The sequence below is a fragment of the Bosea vestrisii genome (assembly GCF_030144325.1).
GTDB classification, from domain to species: domain Bacteria; phylum Pseudomonadota; class Alphaproteobacteria; order Rhizobiales; family Beijerinckiaceae; genus Allobosea; species Allobosea vestrisii_A.
Genome location: NZ_CP126307.1, coordinates 1,515,583 through 1,532,946 on the forward strand (window position 1 = coordinate 1,515,583; position 17,364 = coordinate 1,532,946).

The 17,364-nt window shown below is 67.2% G+C and carries 18 protein-coding genes; 10 read left to right on the plus strand and 8 right to left on the minus strand.

Annotation, left to right across the window (positions count from 1 at the left end):
* The first annotated feature begins 1 nt into the window (after window position 1).
* The 3 genes from QO058_RS07525 (at window position 2) to QO058_RS07535 (ending at window position 2,797) form a co-directional block, all read left to right on the plus strand.
* Window positions 2-1,000 (plus strand): NAD(P)H-quinone oxidoreductase, encoded by a 999-nt coding sequence (locus QO058_RS07525; RefSeq protein WP_284171416.1) that lies wholly within the window; start codon window positions 2-4, stop codon window positions 998-1,000.
* Between the two features lie 141 nt (window positions 1,001-1,141).
* On the plus strand, window positions 1,142-1,876 hold the full coding sequence (locus QO058_RS07530; protein ID WP_284171417.1) for a DUF1013 domain-containing protein: 735 nt from the start codon (window positions 1,142-1,144) through the stop codon (window positions 1,874-1,876).
* A 36-nt stretch (window positions 1,877-1,912) separates the two neighbouring features.
* Window positions 1,913-2,797: an MBL fold metallo-hydrolase gene (locus QO058_RS07535; protein ID WP_284171418.1), complete on the plus strand. Its 885-nt coding sequence runs from the start codon at window positions 1,913-1,915 to the stop codon at window positions 2,795-2,797.
* Between the two features lie 15 nt (window positions 2,798-2,812).
* Here the strand turns inward: QO058_RS07535 and QO058_RS07540 are convergent, their stop codons facing one another.
* From QO058_RS07540 to QO058_RS07550, 3 genes are all read right to left on the minus strand, one after another.
* Window positions 2,813-4,507 (minus strand): methyl-accepting chemotaxis protein, encoded by a 1,695-nt coding sequence (locus QO058_RS07540; RefSeq protein WP_284171419.1) that lies wholly within the window; start codon window positions 4,505-4,507, stop codon window positions 2,813-2,815.
* On the minus strand, window positions 4,504-4,827 hold the full coding sequence (locus QO058_RS07545) for a hypothetical protein (RefSeq protein WP_284171420.1): 324 nt from the start codon (window positions 4,825-4,827) through the stop codon (window positions 4,504-4,506). The genes QO058_RS07540 and QO058_RS07545 overlap by 4 nt, the downstream gene beginning before the upstream one ends.
* Before the next feature lie 95 nt (window positions 4,828-4,922).
* The gene (locus tag QO058_RS07550) at window positions 4,923-6,839 is read right to left on the minus strand and encodes a propionyl-CoA synthetase (protein ID WP_284171421.1); all 1,917 of its coding nucleotides are present in this window, start codon (window positions 6,837-6,839) and stop codon (window positions 4,923-4,925) included.
* Between the two features lie 183 nt (window positions 6,840-7,022).
* On the opposite strand from QO058_RS07550, the gene QO058_RS07555 reads away from it, so the two are divergent.
* The 4 genes from QO058_RS07555 (at window position 7,023) to QO058_RS07570 (ending at window position 11,064) form a co-directional block, all read left to right on the plus strand.
* Window positions 7,023-7,781, plus strand: a complete 759-nt coding sequence (locus QO058_RS07555) for a sulfite exporter TauE/SafE family protein (protein WP_284171422.1) — start codon at window positions 7,023-7,025, stop codon at window positions 7,779-7,781.
* A gap of 62 nt (window positions 7,782-7,843) precedes the next feature.
* Window positions 7,844-9,472, plus strand: a complete 1,629-nt coding sequence (locus tag QO058_RS07560) for an acyl-CoA synthetase (RefSeq protein WP_284171423.1) — start codon at window positions 7,844-7,846, stop codon at window positions 9,470-9,472.
* The gene (locus QO058_RS07565) at window positions 9,472-9,996 is read left to right on the plus strand and encodes a hypothetical protein (RefSeq protein WP_284171424.1); all 525 of its coding nucleotides are present in this window, start codon (window positions 9,472-9,474) and stop codon (window positions 9,994-9,996) included. The genes QO058_RS07560 and QO058_RS07565 overlap by 1 nt, the downstream gene beginning before the upstream one ends.
* 84 nt (window positions 9,997-10,080) lie before the next feature.
* Entirely contained in the window at window positions 10,081-11,064 is a 984-nt protein-coding gene (locus QO058_RS07570; RefSeq protein ID WP_284171425.1) for a Dyp-type peroxidase, read from the plus strand.
* 7 nt (window positions 11,065-11,071) lie between these two features.
* Here QO058_RS07570 and argE read toward each other — a convergent pair whose 3' ends face one another.
* From argE to QO058_RS07595, 5 genes are all read right to left on the minus strand, one after another.
* Window positions 11,072-12,169, minus strand: a complete 1,098-nt coding sequence (gene argE, locus QO058_RS07575) for an acetylornithine deacetylase (protein WP_284171426.1) — start codon at window positions 12,167-12,169, stop codon at window positions 11,072-11,074.
* An 8-nt stretch (window positions 12,170-12,177) separates the two neighbouring features.
* A complete protein-coding gene (locus tag QO058_RS07580) occupies window positions 12,178-13,125 on the minus strand; it encodes a DMT family transporter (RefSeq protein ID WP_284171427.1) in 948 nt (315 codons plus the stop codon).
* An 8-nt stretch (window positions 13,126-13,133) separates the two neighbouring features.
* Window positions 13,134-13,853, minus strand: a complete 720-nt coding sequence (locus QO058_RS07585) for an alanyl-tRNA editing protein (protein ID WP_284171428.1) — start codon at window positions 13,851-13,853, stop codon at window positions 13,134-13,136.
* Between the two features lie 68 nt (window positions 13,854-13,921).
* Window positions 13,922-14,773, minus strand: coding sequence for an AraC family transcriptional regulator (locus QO058_RS07590; RefSeq protein ID WP_284171429.1), 852 nt, complete (start codon window positions 14,771-14,773; stop codon window positions 13,922-13,924).
* A gap of 221 nt (window positions 14,774-14,994) precedes the next feature.
* On the minus strand, window positions 14,995-15,183 hold the full coding sequence (locus QO058_RS07595; RefSeq protein WP_284171430.1) for a YdcH family protein: 189 nt from the start codon (window positions 15,181-15,183) through the stop codon (window positions 14,995-14,997).
* Between the two features lie 231 nt (window positions 15,184-15,414).
* Between QO058_RS07595 and QO058_RS07600 the strand changes: the two genes are divergently transcribed.
* The 3 genes from QO058_RS07600 to QO058_RS07610 all read left to right on the plus strand — a co-directional run bounded on the left by QO058_RS07600 (window position 15,415) and on the right by QO058_RS07610 (window position 17,330).
* Window positions 15,415-15,633: a YdcH family protein gene (locus QO058_RS07600; protein ID WP_057190632.1), complete on the plus strand. Its 219-nt coding sequence runs from the start codon at window positions 15,415-15,417 to the stop codon at window positions 15,631-15,633.
* 102 nt (window positions 15,634-15,735) lie between these two features.
* Entirely contained in the window at window positions 15,736-16,233 is a 498-nt protein-coding gene (purE, locus tag QO058_RS07605; protein WP_284171431.1) for a 5-(carboxyamino)imidazole ribonucleotide mutase, read from the plus strand.
* Window positions 16,230-17,330 (plus strand): 5-(carboxyamino)imidazole ribonucleotide synthase, encoded by a 1,101-nt coding sequence (locus QO058_RS07610; protein WP_284171432.1) that lies wholly within the window; start codon window positions 16,230-16,232, stop codon window positions 17,328-17,330. The genes purE and QO058_RS07610 overlap by 4 nt, the downstream gene beginning before the upstream one ends.
* The last annotated feature ends 34 nt before the right edge of the window (window positions 17,331-17,364 follow it).

The following is a 17,364-nucleotide window of genomic DNA, read 5'->3' on the forward strand; positions in this document are numbered from 1 at the left end:
CATGACCACCCTGCCCGCATTGATGACCGCCATCGGCTTCGATACCCCTGGCGGCCCTGAGGTCCTTAAAGCCCAGCAGCGCCCGGTGCCGCAGCCCGGTCCCGGCCAGGTCCTGGTCCATGTCGCGGTCGCCGGCGTCAACCGGCCCGACGTGCTGCAGCGCATGGGCGGCTATGCTCCGCCGCCCGGCGCCTCCGATATTCCCGGTCTCGAGATCGCCGGCCGGATCGTCGCCCTCGGCGAGGGCGTCTCGCGCTACGAGGTCGGCGATCAGGTCTGCGCGCTCGTCGCCGGCGGCGGCTATGCTGAGTACGCCGTGGTCCACGAGGACAATGCCCTGCCGATCCCGGCCGGGCTGTCGCTGGAGGAAGCCGGCGCGATCCCGGAGACCTATTTCACCGTCTGGACCAATGTCTTCCAGCGCGGCGGCTTGAAGAAGGGCGAGAGCTTCATGGTGCATGGCGGCACCTCGGGCATCGGCACCACAGCGATCCAGCTCGCCAAGGCCTTCGGCGCGACTGTGCTGGCCACTGCAGGGTCGGACGAAAAATGCACCGCCTGCCGCGACCTCGGCGCCGACCACGCCATCAATTACCGCAGCGAGGACTTCGTCGCCGCGGCGAAGGCGGCAACCGGCGGGCGCGGCGTCAACCTGATCCTCGACATGGTCGGCGGCGACTACATCAACCGCAACTACGACGCCGCCGCCGAGAGCGGCCGCATCGTCCAGATCGCCTTCCTCAATGGACCGAAGGCCGAAGTCAATTTCAGCCGCCTGATGATGAAACGCCTGACCCATACCGGCTCGACCCTGCGCCCGCGCACGATCGCCGAAAAGGCGGGAATCGCACGCGAGCTCGAGGAGAAGGTCTGGCCGCTGCTGACCGAAGGGCGCTGCAAGCCTGTGATCCATGCCCGCTTCCCGCTGGAGCAGGCCGCTGAGGCGCACCGGCTGATGGAGAGCAACGCCCATATTGGCAAGATCGTGCTGACAATCTGATCCATTGGTTTGATTGGACAGCAATCGCGGCTTTGCCTATAAGGCCCGCCATCCTCCTCATCGTCGATGATTTGGATGACCGGCCGGGGCGGCCGGTCTGCGCCTGAGAGCTATTGCCCGCGACATTCCAGGAGACGGCCCGTGTCACAAACGCCGCTGATGCCGAAAGCCACTGCGGTCTGGCTGGTCGAGAACACCTCGCTGACCTTCGAGCAGATCGCCGAGTTCTGCAAACTGCACCCGCTCGAAGTGCGCGGCATCGCCGACGGCGAAGTCGCGGCCGGCATCAAGGGCCTCGACCCGATCACCTCCGGCCAGCTCACCCGCGAGGAGCTTGAGCGCGCCGCCAAGAATCCGGCGCACCAGCTCAAGCTCGCCGAGCGCAAGGTCAAGGTGCCCGAGATCAAGCGCACCAAGGGGCCGCGCTACACCCCCGTCTCCAAGCGCCAGGACCGTCCGAACGCGATCCTCTGGCTGCTGCGCAACCATCCCGAGCTCAAGGACGCGCAGATCATCCGGTTGATCGGCACGACCAAGACGACGATCGCCCAGATCCGCGACCGCACCCACTGGAACGCCCAGCAGCTGCAGCCGATCGATCCGGTCAGCCTCGGCCTGTCCTCGCAGATCGACCTCGATTTCGAAGTCGCGCGCGCCGCCAAGGACCGCCCGGCCATGGTCGTGCAGGAAACCGGCTCGACCCTGCTTCCCGCCGAGGTGACGACTGCACCGCAGCCGGCACCGGCCTCGCAGCCCTTCGCCGATATGAGCCGGCCGAAGCGCGAGGAAGAGGAGAAGATCGACGTCGACTCCGTCTTCGCCAAGCTGAAGCAGCTCAAGCGCCCGGCCGACGAGGACGACGACGGCGGCTACTGAGCTCGGCTGACCGGACAAAGCTGGAGGCGAGTGACTGTGACCACTGATCTCGCCTTCACCTTCCTCGGCACCGGAGCACCGCCGGTCAGCCTGCGCCGCGCTGGCCCGGCTCATCTCGTCGAGGCAGCTGGTGTCAAGATTCTGATCGATTGCGGCTCTGGCGTCAGCCAGCGCCTCGTCGCCGCCGGCCATGCCGGAGCGCAGATCGACGCACTCATCGTCACGCATGAGCATTCCGACCATCTGGTCGATTTCTACCAGCTCATCGTTTCGTCCTGGCACCAGGGTCGGAACCGGCCCTGGCGGGTGATCGCGCCGGAGCCGGCGCTCGCCAACATGCGCGGCCAGTACCAGGCTTTCACCCGCGAGCGCGCCTTGCGCATCGCCTTCGAGAAACGTCCGGACGCGACCGGTCTCGAGGTCGTCTTCGAGGAATTGCGCGAAGGCCCGATCGCGGGACTGGGCTCTCTTGTGGTCGAGGCCTTCCTCGTCGACCACAAGCCGGTCGAGCCAGCCTTCGGACTATCGCTGTCGGCGGGCGGCAGCCGTATCGTCTTCTCCGGCGACACGCGCCTGACGCCGTCGCTGAAGCAGGCCGCGCAGGGTTGCGACCTCCTCGTCTGCGAGGTCTTCATCGACAGCCAGATGCCGGTCACCGCCGGCGTCCGCTCGGCCGAGACCGTCGCTTCGGTCCAGAGCTATCACATGACGCCGGCGGTTGTGGCCGGCCTTGCCGAGCGCGCCGGCGTCAAGGCGCTGGCGCTGACCCATATCGTCCCGCCGGGGGCCGACACTACGTCGCTCTTCGCCGAGGTTCGCGCTGGCGGTTATGCCGGGCCGCTGATCGTCGGAGAAGACCTGATGCGGCTGGAATTGCCGGCGCGACTGCTGCGCTGGAACGGCGCCGCGCTGGGGTTCTGATAAGCGAGCTGCCGCTCAGGCCGCCCGGCGCAGCCCCGCACGATCCTGCACGCCGCCGAGTCGGAAGCCTCCCGCCAGTTTTGCGACCGCTTCGGCGGCCTCCGCCATGCCGCGCCCGGCTGCGGCGGTGCGCGCCGCGGCCTGGGCATTGTCCTGGGTAGCGGCGTCGATCTCGACCAGTGCCCGCTCGATCGCGCCGACGCCCTGCGACTGCTCTGCCGTCGCCTGGCTGATCTCGCCGAAGGCCTGGGCGACCTCCTCGACCTCGCCGGAGATGGTGGTGAGGCTGGCGCCGGCCTCGCGCACCAGCTTCACGCCCTCGTCCACATGCACTTTGGTTTCGCTGATCAAAGCCCGCACGTCGCGCGCCGCGTCGGCCGATTGCTGGGCGAGCCGGCGGACCTCGGTCGCGACCACGGCGAAGCCGCGCCCGCCCTCGCCGGCCCGCGCCGCCTCGACCGAAGCGTTGAGCGCAAGGAGGTTGGTCTGGAAGGCGAGCCCGTCCATGACTTCGACGATGTCGACGATCCGGCGCGACTGCTGGTCGATCTTGTCGATCGCCTCGACCGCGCGTTCGGCCACCGCGACGCCGGCTCCGGCATCGTCGGCGGTCGCGCGCGCCTTGCGCGCCGCTGCCTGGACGATGTCGGAGGTCTGACGCACGGTCGCGGCGATCTCCTCGATGACGCTGGAGGTGTCCTGGATCGCACTGGCCTGGCTTTCGCCACGCTGCGACAGGTCGAGCGTCGCCGAGAGGATGTCCTCGGCTGCGGTGCGCGTCTGCCCCGCGTTCTGCACTACCGCCGCCAGCGCCCCAGCGAGCGCCTCCGTCGAACGGTTGAAATTGCCGGCGACGGCGGCAAGCCGTCCCTCGAAGCCGGCCGACATTCTCGCCGTCAGATCGCCATCGGCCAGGGCCGCGAGGGCCCGGTCAGTCTCGTCCAGGAAACTCTCGCAGGCCCCGGTCAACTCATCGATGCCGCGCACCAGCGCGCTGAAGCGGCCGAGTTCGGCAGTCTGCGCGGTCCGGACCGAAAAATCGCCGCGCTTGGCCGCATCGACCACGACCGAGACCGCCTCGATCAGCCGCGCCTCGATTTCGCCCCGCCCGGTTTCCGCCTCCGCGCTGTCATGGCGTAGCGCCTCGGCGCTCTCCTGGTTCAGCAGGGCAGTGGCCGCCGCCTCGTCGGCCTGGTCGAGCGCAGCCGCGAGCCGGTGCGCGATCCAGATCAGCGCTCCCGCCTCGGCCAGCAGGATGACGGCATGGACGACGACGCGGAGAAACTCGCTGCCATCAGGGAATACCGCCGCCGGATAGGCGAAATTGAGGACGAGGTGATGCACCGCCACCACCGCCGTCGCGGCCACGATCGAGCGCCAGCAGCACCAGGCCGTCATCACCGCGAGCGCGGCGAAGAAGGCCATGTGCAGGTCGATCTGATAGCGCGTGCCCTCGCAGGCGAAGACCAGCAGCGCCACCTGCCCGTTGATCGCGATGGTCGAGATCAGGCGCGTCGAGAGACCAATCCCGTCGGAGCGCCAGGCGAGCGTCGTGGCTGCGGCAAGCAGGGTCGAGACCAGTCCGATCGCGAGCAGCGCCGGATGGCCGGCGAGCCAGCCAACGCCGCAGGTCACCGGCACCAGCAGCCACTGCCCTGTCATGAGCGGTGCGGCAAAGGCCCGGCGGAACGTCTCGAGGCTCTGGTTCATGGAGACCGTCTCGCTGAGATGAGGGGATCGCGCGCCTGGCCGGAGCAACCGCCGCCCAGTCCTGCCAGGACGAGCGCGGCGCCGGATTGATAGAGGCGCGTTGAAAAACCGGGAGATTGCGAACGCGCCAGCAAGCCGAAACGGCCGACCGATGCGAGGATCACGCCATCCGCAAGGCTCACCGCCTCCGCGGCCGCCGCGGAACTCGCGGCAAGCACGAGAACGGTTGCGCCGTCGCGCGGCGCAAGAACGACGCCGATCGGCGCCAGCAGCGCACCGATCGCCAGGGCCAGCAGTCCGATGCGTGGGCGAAACGCCATCGTTTAAATCCGGCGGGATAAGCGCCTGCGATCCTGAACGATTCTATTTAAAACAACGTAAAGTTGTACTTTCGTCGAACCGCCCGGCAGCGCCTTCAGCCCAGCCCCCTGCCCTTCAGCGCGACGCCGATCTCGGCCAGCACCGCCGGATCCTCGATCGTCGCCGGCATGGCGTATTCCTCGCCATCGGCGATCTTCTTCATCGTCGCACGCAGGATCTTGCCGGAGCGCGTTTTCGGCAGCCGCGCCACGGTGATCGCAAGCTTGAAAGCGGCGACGGGGCCGATCCTGTCGCGCACCAGCCCGACCAACTCCTTCTCGACCTCGGCCGGCGATTGCGTCACCCCGGCCTTCATCACGACGAAGCCGCAGGGCTGCTCGCCCTTGAGCGCGTCCCTGATCCCGACCACGGCACACTCCGCCACCGCCGGATGCGAGGCCAGCACCTCTTCCATGCCGCCGGTCGAGAGCCGGTGGCCAGCGACATTGATGATGTCGTCGGTGCGGCCCATGATGAAGACATAGCCGTCCTCGTCGATGAAGCCGGCATCCGAGGTGTTGTAGTAGCCCGGATAGGTCTCGAGATAGGCGCTGCGGAAGCGGGCATCGTCGTGCCACAAAGTCGGCAACGCGCCGGGCGGCAGCGGCAGTTTGGCGACGATCGCGCCCATCGTGCCGGGCGGAACCGGCTTGCCACCCTCGTCGAGGCACCGGATGTCATAGCCCGGCAGCGGCACGCTCGGCGAGCCGTGCTTGATCGGGAGAAGGCCGAGCCCCACCGGATTGCCGACCATGCAGGAGCCGGTCTCGGTCTGCCACCAATGGTCGACCACCGGCACGCCGAGCACGTCCTCGGCCCATTTCAGCGTGTCGGGATCGGCCCGCTCGCCGGCGAGGAACAGTGTGCGGAATGCCGACAGGTCGTAATTCTTGAGATAGGTCGCCTGCGGGTCCTCCTTGCGGATGGCGCGGAAGGCGGTCGGCGCCGTGAACATCGCCACCGCCTTGTGTTCGGCGATCACCCGCCAATAGGCGCCGGGATCGGGCGTGCCCACCGGCTTGCCCTCATAGAGGATCGAGGTCGCACCCAGCAGCAGCGGCCCATAGACGATGTAGCTGTGGCCGACGACCCAGCCGACATCGGAGGCGGTGAACATCACCTCGCCCGGCTTCACGTCGTAAAGCTGCGTCATCGTCGCCAGCAGCGCGACCATGTGCCCGCCATTGTCGCGCACCACGCCCTTGGGCTTACCCGTTGTCCCCGAGGTGTAGAGCACATAGAGCGGGTCGGTCGCGGCGACCTCGACGCAATCGGCCTTGCGGCCATTGGCGCGGGCGGCTGCGACGAGCGTCCGCCAGTTCTTGTCGCGCGTGACGTGCATCGAGGCGTCGACCTGCGGCCGCTGCAGCACGATGCAGGCGTCGGGCTTGTGCGTCGCGATCTCGATGGCCGCGTCAAGCAGCGGCTTGTACTCGACCACGCGGGTCGGCTCGATACCGCAGGTCGCGGTCATGATCAGCTTCGGCGTGGCGTCGTCGATGCGGGTCGCCAGTTCCTTGGCCGCAAAGCCGCCGAACACCACCGAATGCACCGCGCCGATCCGGGCGCAGGCCAGCATGGCAATTGCGGCCTCCGGGATCATCGGCATGTAGAGGATGACGCGATCGCCCTTGCCGACGCCCTGATCCTGCAGCACGGCCGCGAGGGTCGAAACCTCGTCGAGCATCTGCGCATAGGTGAAGCTCGCCTTGGTGCCGGTGACCGGGCTGTCGTAGATCAGCGCCGTCTGCTCGGCCCGGCCGTCGCGGACATGCCGGTCGAGTGCGTTGAAGCAGGTATTGCAGCTCGCATCGGGGAACCAGCGGCCATAGATGCCGGCGCTCGCATCGAAGATCGCCTGTGGCGGCTTGATCCACTCGATGCCCTCAGCGATCTCGGCCCAATAGGCTTCCGGATCCCGCTGCCAGGCGGCATAGGTCTGCGCATAGCGGCTTGCATGGCTGGCAGTCATCAAAAGCGTTCCTCTCCGCCGGCATTCAGCCTAGAGCGTCATCAGAGATGCAGCGCCCGGCCGGATTTGGCGCGGACTGTGCCCAGTCCTGCCGTCAGCATGCAAGCGTCCGCCTCTCAGACTTTCAGCGCAACCGGATGGGCTGCGCTGCACAACCGGCTCAGCCGGCAGCCGCGCGGGACGATGACCTTCGACCTCACCTTCTTCGCCGTCATGGTCCCCGCCGTCGTCCTGATGGGGCTGTCCAAGGGCGGCTTTTCGGGGCTCGGCCTGCTCTCGCTGCCGCTGATGGCGCTGATCGTCTCGCCAGTGCAGGCGGCCGCGATCATGCTGCCGATCCTGATCATCCAGGACGTCGTCACCGTCTGGTCCTATCGCCGCGAGTTCGACCGCCGGAACCTGGCGACGCTGATGCCGGGCATGCTGCTTGGCGTGCTCGCAGGCTACCTGCTGGCGGCGAAGGTTTCCGACGCCATCGTCGGCCTCGCGGTCGGGGTGATCTCGATCGGCTTTGCGCTGCGCCGGCTCCTCGCCGGCAAGACGGCGGCCCAGCCGGTGACGCAGGCAAACTATACGGCCGGAACGATCTGGGGGGCGATCTGCGGCTTCACCAGCATGATCGCCCATGCCGGCGGCCCGCCCTTCCAGATCTACACCATGCCGCAGCGCCTGCCTCCGGCCGTCTTCGTCGGTACCGGCGCGCTGTTCTTCGCGCTGATGAACTGGATCAAGGTGCTGCCCTATTTCATCCTCGGCCAGTTCAGCCCGCAGAACCTCTCGGCTTCGGCCGCGCTCGCACCCGTGGCGATCCTCTCGACCATCGCCGGCGTCTGGCTGGTCAGGCGCGTCCCCGCCGAGCGCTTCTACACCATCATCTACTGGCTGCTCGTCGCGGTCGGCGTGAAACTGATCTTCGACGGCCTGCGTCCGCTCTTCGGCTGATTGCCCGCAGCGGGCAGCGCTTCTAGGCTGACCGGCAACGACAGCCGGGAACGCTGAACACCATGCCGATTTCGCCCTATGACACCGATCTCCACCGCAACCCGGCGAATTTCCAGCCGCTCTCGCCGCTGCCCTTCCTCGAGCGCGCGGCCAGCGTCTTCCCGAACCATGTCGCCGTCATCCACGGCCCGCTGAAACGGAATTACGCCGAGCTCTACGCCCGCACCCGCCGGCTCGCCTCGGCACTGAAGCAGCACGGCATCGGCAAGAACGACACCGTCGCGGCGATGCTGCCGAATACCCCGGCCATGCTCGAATGCCATTACGGCGTGCCGATGTGCGGCGCCGTCCTCAACACGCTCAACACCCGCCTCGACGCCGCGATCATCGCCTTCTCGCTCGATCATGGCGAGGCCAAGGTCCTGATCGCCGACCGCGAGTTCTCTGGGACGGTCAAGGAGGCGCTGGCGCTCTGCAAGGTGAAGCCACTGGTGATCAACTATGACGACCCGGTCTATGACGGGCCGGGCGAACGCCTCGGCAGCATCGAATACGAGGATTTCCTCAAGCAGGGCGATCCCGATTTTGACTGGGTCATGCCTTCGGACGAGTGGGACGCGATCGCGCTGAACTACACGTCAGGCACCACCGGCGACCCCAAGGGCGTCGTCTATCACCATCGCGGCGCCAACCTGCTCGCGACCTCGAACGTGCTCACTGGCGGCATGGGGAAGCACCCGGTCTATCTCTGGACCCTGCCGATGTTCCACTGCAATGGCTGGTGCTTCCCCTGGACGATCTCGCTGCTTGCCGGCACCCATGTCTGCCTGCGCCAGGTCCGCGCCAAGGCGATATACGACGCGCTGGCCGACCATGGCGTCACCCATATGTGCGGCGCGCCGATCGTGATGTCGGCGCTGCTCAACGCGCCCGATGCCGAGCGCCGCAGCTTCGCCCAGAAGGTCAATTTCTTTACCGCGGCCGCGCCGCCGCCCGAGGCGGTGCTCGCGGGGATGGCGCAGGCCGGCTTCAGCGTCGTCCATCTCTACGGGCTGACCGAGGTCTACGGCCCCGCCGTGGTCAACGAGTGGAACGGCGCCTGGGACGCCTTGCCGGGCGGCGAGCAGGCGGCGTTGAAGGCGCGCCAGGGCGTGCGCTATCCGGCGCTGGAAGGGCTCGATGTCCGTGATCCCGAGACCCTGGAGCCGGTGCCGCATGACGGCCAGACGCTCGGCGAGGTGATGTTCCGCGGCAATGTCGTGATGAAGGGATACCTCAAGAATCCGAAATCGACCAAGGCCGCCTTCGAGGGCGGCTGGTTCCATTCCGGCGATCTCGGCGTGATGCATCCCGACGGCTATATCCAGCTCAAGGACCGCTCGAAGGACATCATCATCTCCGGCGGCGAGAACATCTCCTCGATCGAGGTCGAGGACGCGCTCTACAAGCACCCGGCGGTACAGGCCGCCGCCGTCGTCGCCCGCCCCGACGAGAAATGGGGCGAGACGCCCTGCGCCTTCGTCGAGCTGAAGCCCGGCCAGAGCGTGACGGAAGGCGAGATCATCGCCTGGTGCAAGACCCTGCTCGCCTCGTTCAAATGCCCGCGGACCGTGGTCTTCACCGAAGTGCCGAAGACCTCGACCGGCAAGATCCAGAAGTTCAAGCTGCGCGAGATGGCGCGGGCACTGTGATGTCGCTGCGCCAGGCGAGATCGATCACGGCCCCGGCCCTTGTGCTTCTGGCCGGGCTCGCGCCTGTTCAGGCGCAGGAGGCATCCGTCACCGGAAACTGGCAGGGCTCCTATGTCTGCGCGCAGGGCAAGACCGGGCTGACCCTGACGATCGACCGGCAAGACGGCCGCGAGTTTTCCGGCGTGTTCCAGTTCTACGCCGTGCGCGAGAACATCACAGTGCCGGAAGGGTGCTTCACGGTCTCAGGCCGGATCAGAAGCGGCGGAGCGGTCGACATCGTCGGCGCAGCCTGGATCAAGCGGCCAGCCGGCTACATCACCGTCGACCTCCACGGGCGGATCGCATCGGGCGGGGCGGGTATGTCGGGCACGGTGGCGACACCCGGATACGGCAATCTCTGCTCCAGATTCGACCTGACCAGAACCGCCACCAGGCCGACAGTCGACGAAGCCTGCCGCGTCGAGGCTCCGGCGGTCAGCCGAGCCCCCCGAAGTCGTGAGATTTCCCTCGCCGCAGCTCCCTGAAACAAAAACCCCGCCAGCGCCCGCGATGGCAGGACCGCAGCCGCCGTGTTTATAACTCTGCCAGGAACAGGCGGAGAGCTCGGCATGACGGGGAAGAACTGGGACCGGGTGCCGATCGAGGCGCAGAGCATCGATGCGCCTCTGTCGCGTGCCGCCATCTTCCTCGTGGTCACCGTCGCGAACGAGCAGGCTGCTCTGGCAAAGGCCTGCTCGGCGCTCGCCGGTCTCGACGATCTCGTCAAGACCGTGGGGTTTCGCGATCTGTCCGCCCGGCTATCGTGCATCGTCGGAATCGGAAGCGATCTTTGGGATCGTCTCGGCCTCGGCAAGCGGCCGCACGAACTGAAGGCCTTCGCGCCGATTGCGGGAGCGGTCCATACCGCGCCGTCGACACCAGGCGATCTTCTCTTCCATATCCGGTCCGAACGCCCCGATCTGTGCTTCGAGTTCGAGCGGCTTCTGCTCGACAGCCTCGGCGCCGGTGTGTCGGTCGTCGATGAAGTCTCGGGCTTTCGCTATTTCGATGCGCGCGACCTCCTCGGCTTTGTCGACGGCACTGCCAATCCGACCGGCCTCGATCTGCCGAGATCGGCGCTCGTCGGTAACGAGGATGCCGATTTCGCGGGCGGCAGCTACGTCGTCATCCAGAAATACCTGCACGATCTCAAGGCCTGGGCGGCGGTTCCGACACCGCTTCAGGAAGCGATCATCGGGCGTACGAAGATCGACAACATCGAAATCGATGACGACAACGCGCCGCGCAAGTCACACAAATCGCTCGCCACGATCGTCGATGCCGACGGCAACGAACATGACATCCTGCGCGACAACATGCCGTTCGGCCGGCCGGGCCAACGGGAGTTCGGCACTTATTTCATCGGCTATTCGCGCTATCTCTGGGTGATCGAGAAGATGCTGCAGCGCATGTATCTCGGCGACCCGCCGGGGGCCTACGACCGGTTGCTGGATGTCTCGACACCGCACACCGGCACGACCTTCTTCGCTCCAACGCGCCCGACGCTGGAGGCACTGGTCCAGGCCGCGCAGCAGAAGCTCACCGCGGCGTGACCGGGCCTCAGGGCGCGGCGGCTGCCCAGTCTCCGACACGCCTCATGAAGCGAGCCGCCGCGGCAAGCTCGGCGAGAGCGATCCACTCGTTCGGCTGATGCGCCTGCGCGATCGAGCCGGGGCCGCAGACCAAAGCCGGGATGCCCGCCTGCTGGAAGAAACCGGCCTCGGTCCCGAACGGCATCGCGATCGGCGGCAATAGGCCACCGAGCTCGCGCGCCACTGCGACCGCTGGATCGTCCGGATCGCAGTTGAGCGGCGGCACGCTGGCGAGCGAGACCGTTTCGACGCTCACCCCGGCAGCCAGCCCAGCCGCCAAGCCCTCCACGACGGCGAGCACGGCCCGTGACGCAGCTCCATCGGACGGGCGGAACTCCCAGACGATCTCGCAGCGCTCGGGGATGATATTGATGGCGCTGCCACCCTCGATTCTGCCGATGTTAACGGTGGTTCCGTCGCCCCGCCCTGCTCCGAACGTGGCAAGCGCCGCGACGAGTGCCGCAGCCGGCTCGATCGCGCTGGCGCCGAGACTAGGGTCGCTCGAATGCGCGGCGCGGCCATGGAAAACGCTACGATAACCGTAGAAGCCGCGATGACTGAGCCCGATACGCATCTGGGTGGGTTCGCCGATGATCGCGAGCGCCGGACGTGGGCCGTGCGCGAGCATGTCGGCGATCAGGAGCGGCACGCCGAGGCAGCCGACCTCCTCGTCATAGGACAGGGCAAGGTGGATCGGCCGACGCAGCCCGCGGGCCTGCCAGTACGGAACGGCTGCCAAGCAGGCCGCGACAAAGCCCTTCATATCGACGGCGCCTCGGCCATGGAGGCGCCCATCCCGGCTCGCGAGCACGAAAGGATCGCTCGCCCAATCCTGATCGTCGACCGGAACGACATCGGTATGCCCGGAGAGGACAATGCCGCCCGGTGCATCGGGGCCGATCGTCGCCAGGATGGTCGCCTTCGAACCCGTATCGTCGCGGGTCAGGCGCACCCGAGCGTCCGCGCTTTCCAGATAGTCGGCGGCCCAGTGGACCAGATCGAGATTGGAGCGCCGCGACGTGGTGTCGAAGGCCACGAGCCGGCGCAGGATATCGACCGTATCCATGGTCACCTTCAGAGCCGGGACGCGCCGGGTGGCCGTGCCGGCCGCAGCCGGGCACCTGTCCAGTTGCCGGTTGCCAAGAAGAATCCGGCGAGGATCAGCGCCATGCCGACGAGGTGGAAGCCGCGCACCGGCTCACCCAGAACCGCCACAGCGAGAATGGCGGTGAACAGCGCCACGAGATGGAACGAGACGCCGGTGACGCTCGGCCCGAGGGTCGCGACGCAATGACCCCAGAGGATGAAGGCGAGCAGCGAGGCGAACACGCCGATATAGAGAACGGCCGCGAACGAGCCCGCATCGGTCGGAATGCGCGCACCCTGCGCTATTTCGAAGGCCCAGAACGGCGCAAGCACCAGCAGGCCGGCAGCCATGGTGGCGGCCAGGAAGACGAGCGGGCTCAAGGCTGCCGGCTTGCGCCGCAGCAGGACGGAATAGACGGCATAGTTCGCAACAGCGATGAGCACGAGGAGTTCGCCGCCATCGGCCCGCAAGCCGCCGAGCTGCTGCAGATCACCGCGCGCGACGATCCAGACGACCCCGGCGAAGGAGATCGCGATGCCAGCGAGCGTCCGGCCGGAAACGCGTTCGACCCCGAGGGCGAAGGCGGCCAAAGGCACCATCAGCGGCAGCATCGAATTCAGGAAGGCGACGCTGGCGGCAGGCGTCGTCCGCAAGGCGAGATATCCGAGCGCGTTGTAGCCGGCAACGCCGAAGGCACCGCAGGCGACGATCAGGGCGAAGTGCTGTCGCAGCAACGCCCGCTCCCGCCAGGCCTGCCGGCCGATGAAGGGGGCAAGACAGGCCAGCGCCACGAGCCAGCGCCCGACCGCGAGCGAAACCGGCGGAAAGCTCGCGCCCAGCGCGCGGCCAAGGACGAGGTTCCCGGCCCAGAATAGCGGCGGCAGCCACAGCAGTAGGAGCGGCCGCGCCCAGAGCCCGTTCAGCAAGGCTGACATGGCTGGCCTCACACGCCGTCAAGGCCGATGCGAAGACGCCGGTTATGGCGGCCCTTGTTGTCGATCTTCAGGATGCGCAGCGGGCGCGACCCTCCCGTCGCCGCCAGATGCGTGCCGCCGCAGGCCTGTCGATCGAGCCCGGCGATCTCGACGACCCTGATCCGGCCGTCGGCCGTCGGCGGCGGCGTGACAGAGCGCGAGCGGATCAGGCCGGGCTCGTCGAAAGCCTCGTCCTCGCTCACATAGGTCTCGCGAACCGGCAGGTTCTGCCTGATCACGTCGTTGATCGCGCCTTCGAGGCCGCGCAGACGCTCATTGTCGGCCTCGGCTAAGTCGAAATCGATCCGCGCGGTGCCGTCATCGTTCATCTGCACACCGGTCACGAGCGCACCGTCGAAGCCCTGGTAGACGAGCGCGTTGACGATGTGCAGGTCGGTGTGGAGCTCGCGCATCAGCTGCCGGAACGGACGATCGACCTGCGCCATCACAGCGCCCGAGGGCATGACCGGCTCGGCGAGCAGGTGCCAAATGCCGTCGGCTTGTGTCTCGAAGCCGATGATCGCGATCTCGCCGCCCGACCATTGCAGCATGCCCCTGTCGGCGAGCTGGCCGCCGCCGCCGGGGTAGAATGGCGAACGATCTAGCTGGACGCGGCCCGGCTCGGCAGCCGTCACCGCGGTTTCAAGGTCGAACACCTCCGGCTCGTCCAGGCAGAAATAGCGCGTCACCCGAAGACTCCTTTTCCATGAGGAGTCTGGCGGGCTGCTTCAGCGCGGTATTGGCGGAAATTGACTGATCAGCGGGCCAAGCCGGCCGCACCTGCCCGCTGATACTGCAAGGGCGTGATTCCGAACGAGCGCTTGAAGTGCCTGGTCAGCGCGCTCTGATCATAGAAGCCGCTGGTCAGGGCAGCTTCCGCAATGGGCGCGCCGCCCTTCAACTGCCGGATCGCCGCCTTCAACCGGAGTTGGGTCAGATAGGCATGAGGCGTCAGCCCGACCGTGCGCTTGAAGAGGCCGATGAGCTGGAACGGCGTCATGTCGACCCAGAGTCCCATCTCACTCAGGCTCAGCCCGCTTTCGGCATGCTGCGAGGCCATCCGCCTCGCCACCAATGAGACCGCGGCCTCGTCGCGCGGGGCGATCGGGATCGATCGGGCGCCGTCGCCATGGCGCAGAAAGAGCTGGCCGAAGCTGGCGACGAGCAACTCGCGCTCTTCGAGCGGGTCGTGACCATCGTCCAGGCTGCGATGCAGGCGGGAAAAGGCCGCGATCAGATCGGCATCGGCAACGACATTGCGCGTGAAATAGGCTGGCTGCGCGATCCCCAGATCGGCGGTCACTGCCTCGATGGCGGGCTGCGTCAGGTAGAGCGAGCGATAGCGCCAGCTTTTGCTCCAGCCCATGCGGCCTGAGTGCGGCTCGGCGGGGTTGAAGACCAGCAGGACGCTCTCCCGGGCCTCGTCGCTGCGCCCGCGGCTTTTGAATTCGGAGCCGCCGCTCTCCGTCACGGCGACGACGAAGGCCTCGTGCTGGTGGGGCGCATAGTCATGCGTCGTGAAGTCGGCGTGAAGGCAGCTGAGGCCATCGACGCCGGAGGCGTTCCAGTAGCGGGTGGTGTTGCGTGGATCGACGCGAGGCAACGGCACGTCTCCCTGTCTCGGCTGATTCTTGCATTGTTGGCCGAGCGCTTCAAACCCTCTGATTCCAGAGCAGCGGGTCGCCGCCGATTCTGCTGTTCTCGCCCCCGAATCAGCCATGTCCCAACACATCCGGGAGCCGATTTCTCTCAAAGAAAAACCGGCCCCTCTCGGGGCCGGCTGTCCGCATTGCGGTGAGTTCGATGCGGGCCGCCGCGGCCCGCTGTGGCTTAGTGTAATGTCGGTGACGGCATGGTTAGCCGCACGCGCTCGATCTCATCCTTCAGCAGCAGCTTCTTTCGCTTGAGCTCGGCCACGCTGAGATCGTTCGACGAGGGGCTCAATACCGCCTGGGCGATAGCTTCCTCGAGTTGGCGATGCTTGCGTTCAAGCTCGACGAGATGTGTCTGCAGCGACATCTGGATCCTCCTGATGAGCGTTCTGGCAGGGTGAACTCTGACACAGAGCCGGCTTCACGTCTGCGGGGCAGACGTGCACCGCACCATGAGTTTCTGTGATCCCTTCCGAGACCTTTCCCGAGGCGCGTGAATGCGAGCGAGCCGGCCCGCATCTGCACGGTCGGCACCCTTGCCGCGCCGTCCGCGCCTGCGCATAGTCACGCCCGATCGCGGCGATGATGAGACGGCTTCATGGGATTCGAACTGAGCCAGGAGGAGATCGAAGTCCTGGAGGCGGAGCTGGCGCGGTTGCGCGAGGAGCATCGCGACCTCGATAGCGCCATCGACGCCCTCGAGCGGCTCGGCCCGGTCAACCAGATTCAGATCCAGCGCCTGAAGAAGCGCAAGCTCTATCTGCGCGACCGCATCTCCTATCTCGAGGATCAGCTGACGCCGGATATCATCGCCTAGGGTGCGGGAATTCCGGAAGAATCCTGATTCGGCGCTTGCCTGTGACGCTGCGGCCGGTCTAGATCGCGCGCTTCCTCCCTCCTCCCGGGAAGCGCGCATTTCATGGCCGAGTCGACCCCTCCCGTCGCCATCATCATGGGCAGCCAGTCCGACTGGGCGACGATGCGCCACGCCGCCGAGACATTAGGCGAGCTCGACATCGCCTTCGACGCGCGCATCATGTCGGCTCATCGCACGCCCGACCGGATGTACGCTTTCGCCAAGGGCGCCAGGGCGGAAGGGTTCAAGGTGATCATCGCTGGCGCCGGCGGCGCCGCGCATCTGCCGGGCATGACCGCTTCGCTCACTCCCCTTCCCGTCTTCGGCGTGCCGGTCGAGTCCAAGGCGCTCTCCGGCCAGGACAGCCTGCTTTCCATCGTGCAGATGCCGGGCGGCATTCCGGTCGGCACGCTCGCCATCGGCAAAGCCGGCGCGATCAACGCCGCTTTGCTCGCGGCTGCTGTGCTCGCCCTCTCCGATATGGCCCTCGCCGAACGGCTCGACGCTTGGCGCGCAAGGCTGAGCAACGCCGTCGCCGAACGGCCAAAGGACGAGGCATGAGCCAGCCCGATCCGCGCGGGCTCGGCCCCGGCGCCGTCCTCGGCATCCTTGGCGGCGGGCAGCTCGCCCGCATGTTGGCACTGGCGGCCGCCGATCTCGGCGTGCGCGCCCATATCTTCGCGCCCGAACCCGAGAGCCCGGCCTATGAGGTCGCCGCCCGCCACACCATCGGCGCCTATGAGGACGAGGCGGCGCTCGCCAGCTTTGCCGATGCCGTCGACGTCGTGACCTACGAATTCGAGAACGTCCCGGCCGCGACCGCAGCCTTCCTCGCCGCCCGCACCCCGCTGCATCCCGGGGCGCGGGCGCTCGCGGTGACGCAGGACCGTCTCAGCGAGAAGCGCTTCGTCGCAGGGCTGGGCCTTGCGGTCGCCCCGTTCGAGCAGGTCGATTCGCTCGCTGATCTCGAGCAGGCCGTCGCCAGACTCGGCCGCCCGGCCGTGCTGAAGACGCGGCGCTTCGGCTATGACGGCAAGGGCCAGATCAAGATCGCCGACGGCGTCGATCTCGCGCAGGCTTGGGACGAGATCGGCCATTTCCCAGCGATCCTCGAGGGCTTCGTCACCTTCGCGCGCGAGGTCTCGGTTGTTGCCGCCCGCGCCGCCGACAGCTCCTTCGCCGCCTTCGACGTCTGCGAGAACGAGCACCGCGACCACATCCTGGCGCTGACGCAGGTACCGGCGCGCATCAGCCCAGCCGCCGCCGACGCAGCCATCGAGGCCGCCAGGCGCATCGGCGAGGCGCTGGGATATGTCGGCGTCTTCGCCGTCGAGTTCTTCCTCGTCGAGGGTGAAAGCGGCGAGCAGGTCGTCGTCAACGAGATCGCTCCGCGCGTGCACAATTCCGGACATTGGACCAGCGAGGGCGCGCAGACCTCGCAATTCCATCAGCATGTCCGCGCCGTCTGCGGCTTCCCGCTCGGCGCGACGGCGCGGCGCGGCCGCGTCACCATGGAGAACCTGATCGGCGCCCAGGCGCAGGACTGGCGCGCACTTCTGGCGGAACCCGGCGCGCACCTGCACCTCTACGGCAAGCGCGAGGCAAGGCCCGGCCGCAAGATGGGCCACGTCACCCGCATCCTCCCCGAAGCCGGCTGAGCGGAGAACGCCCAAGCCCACCAAAACCGCGTAT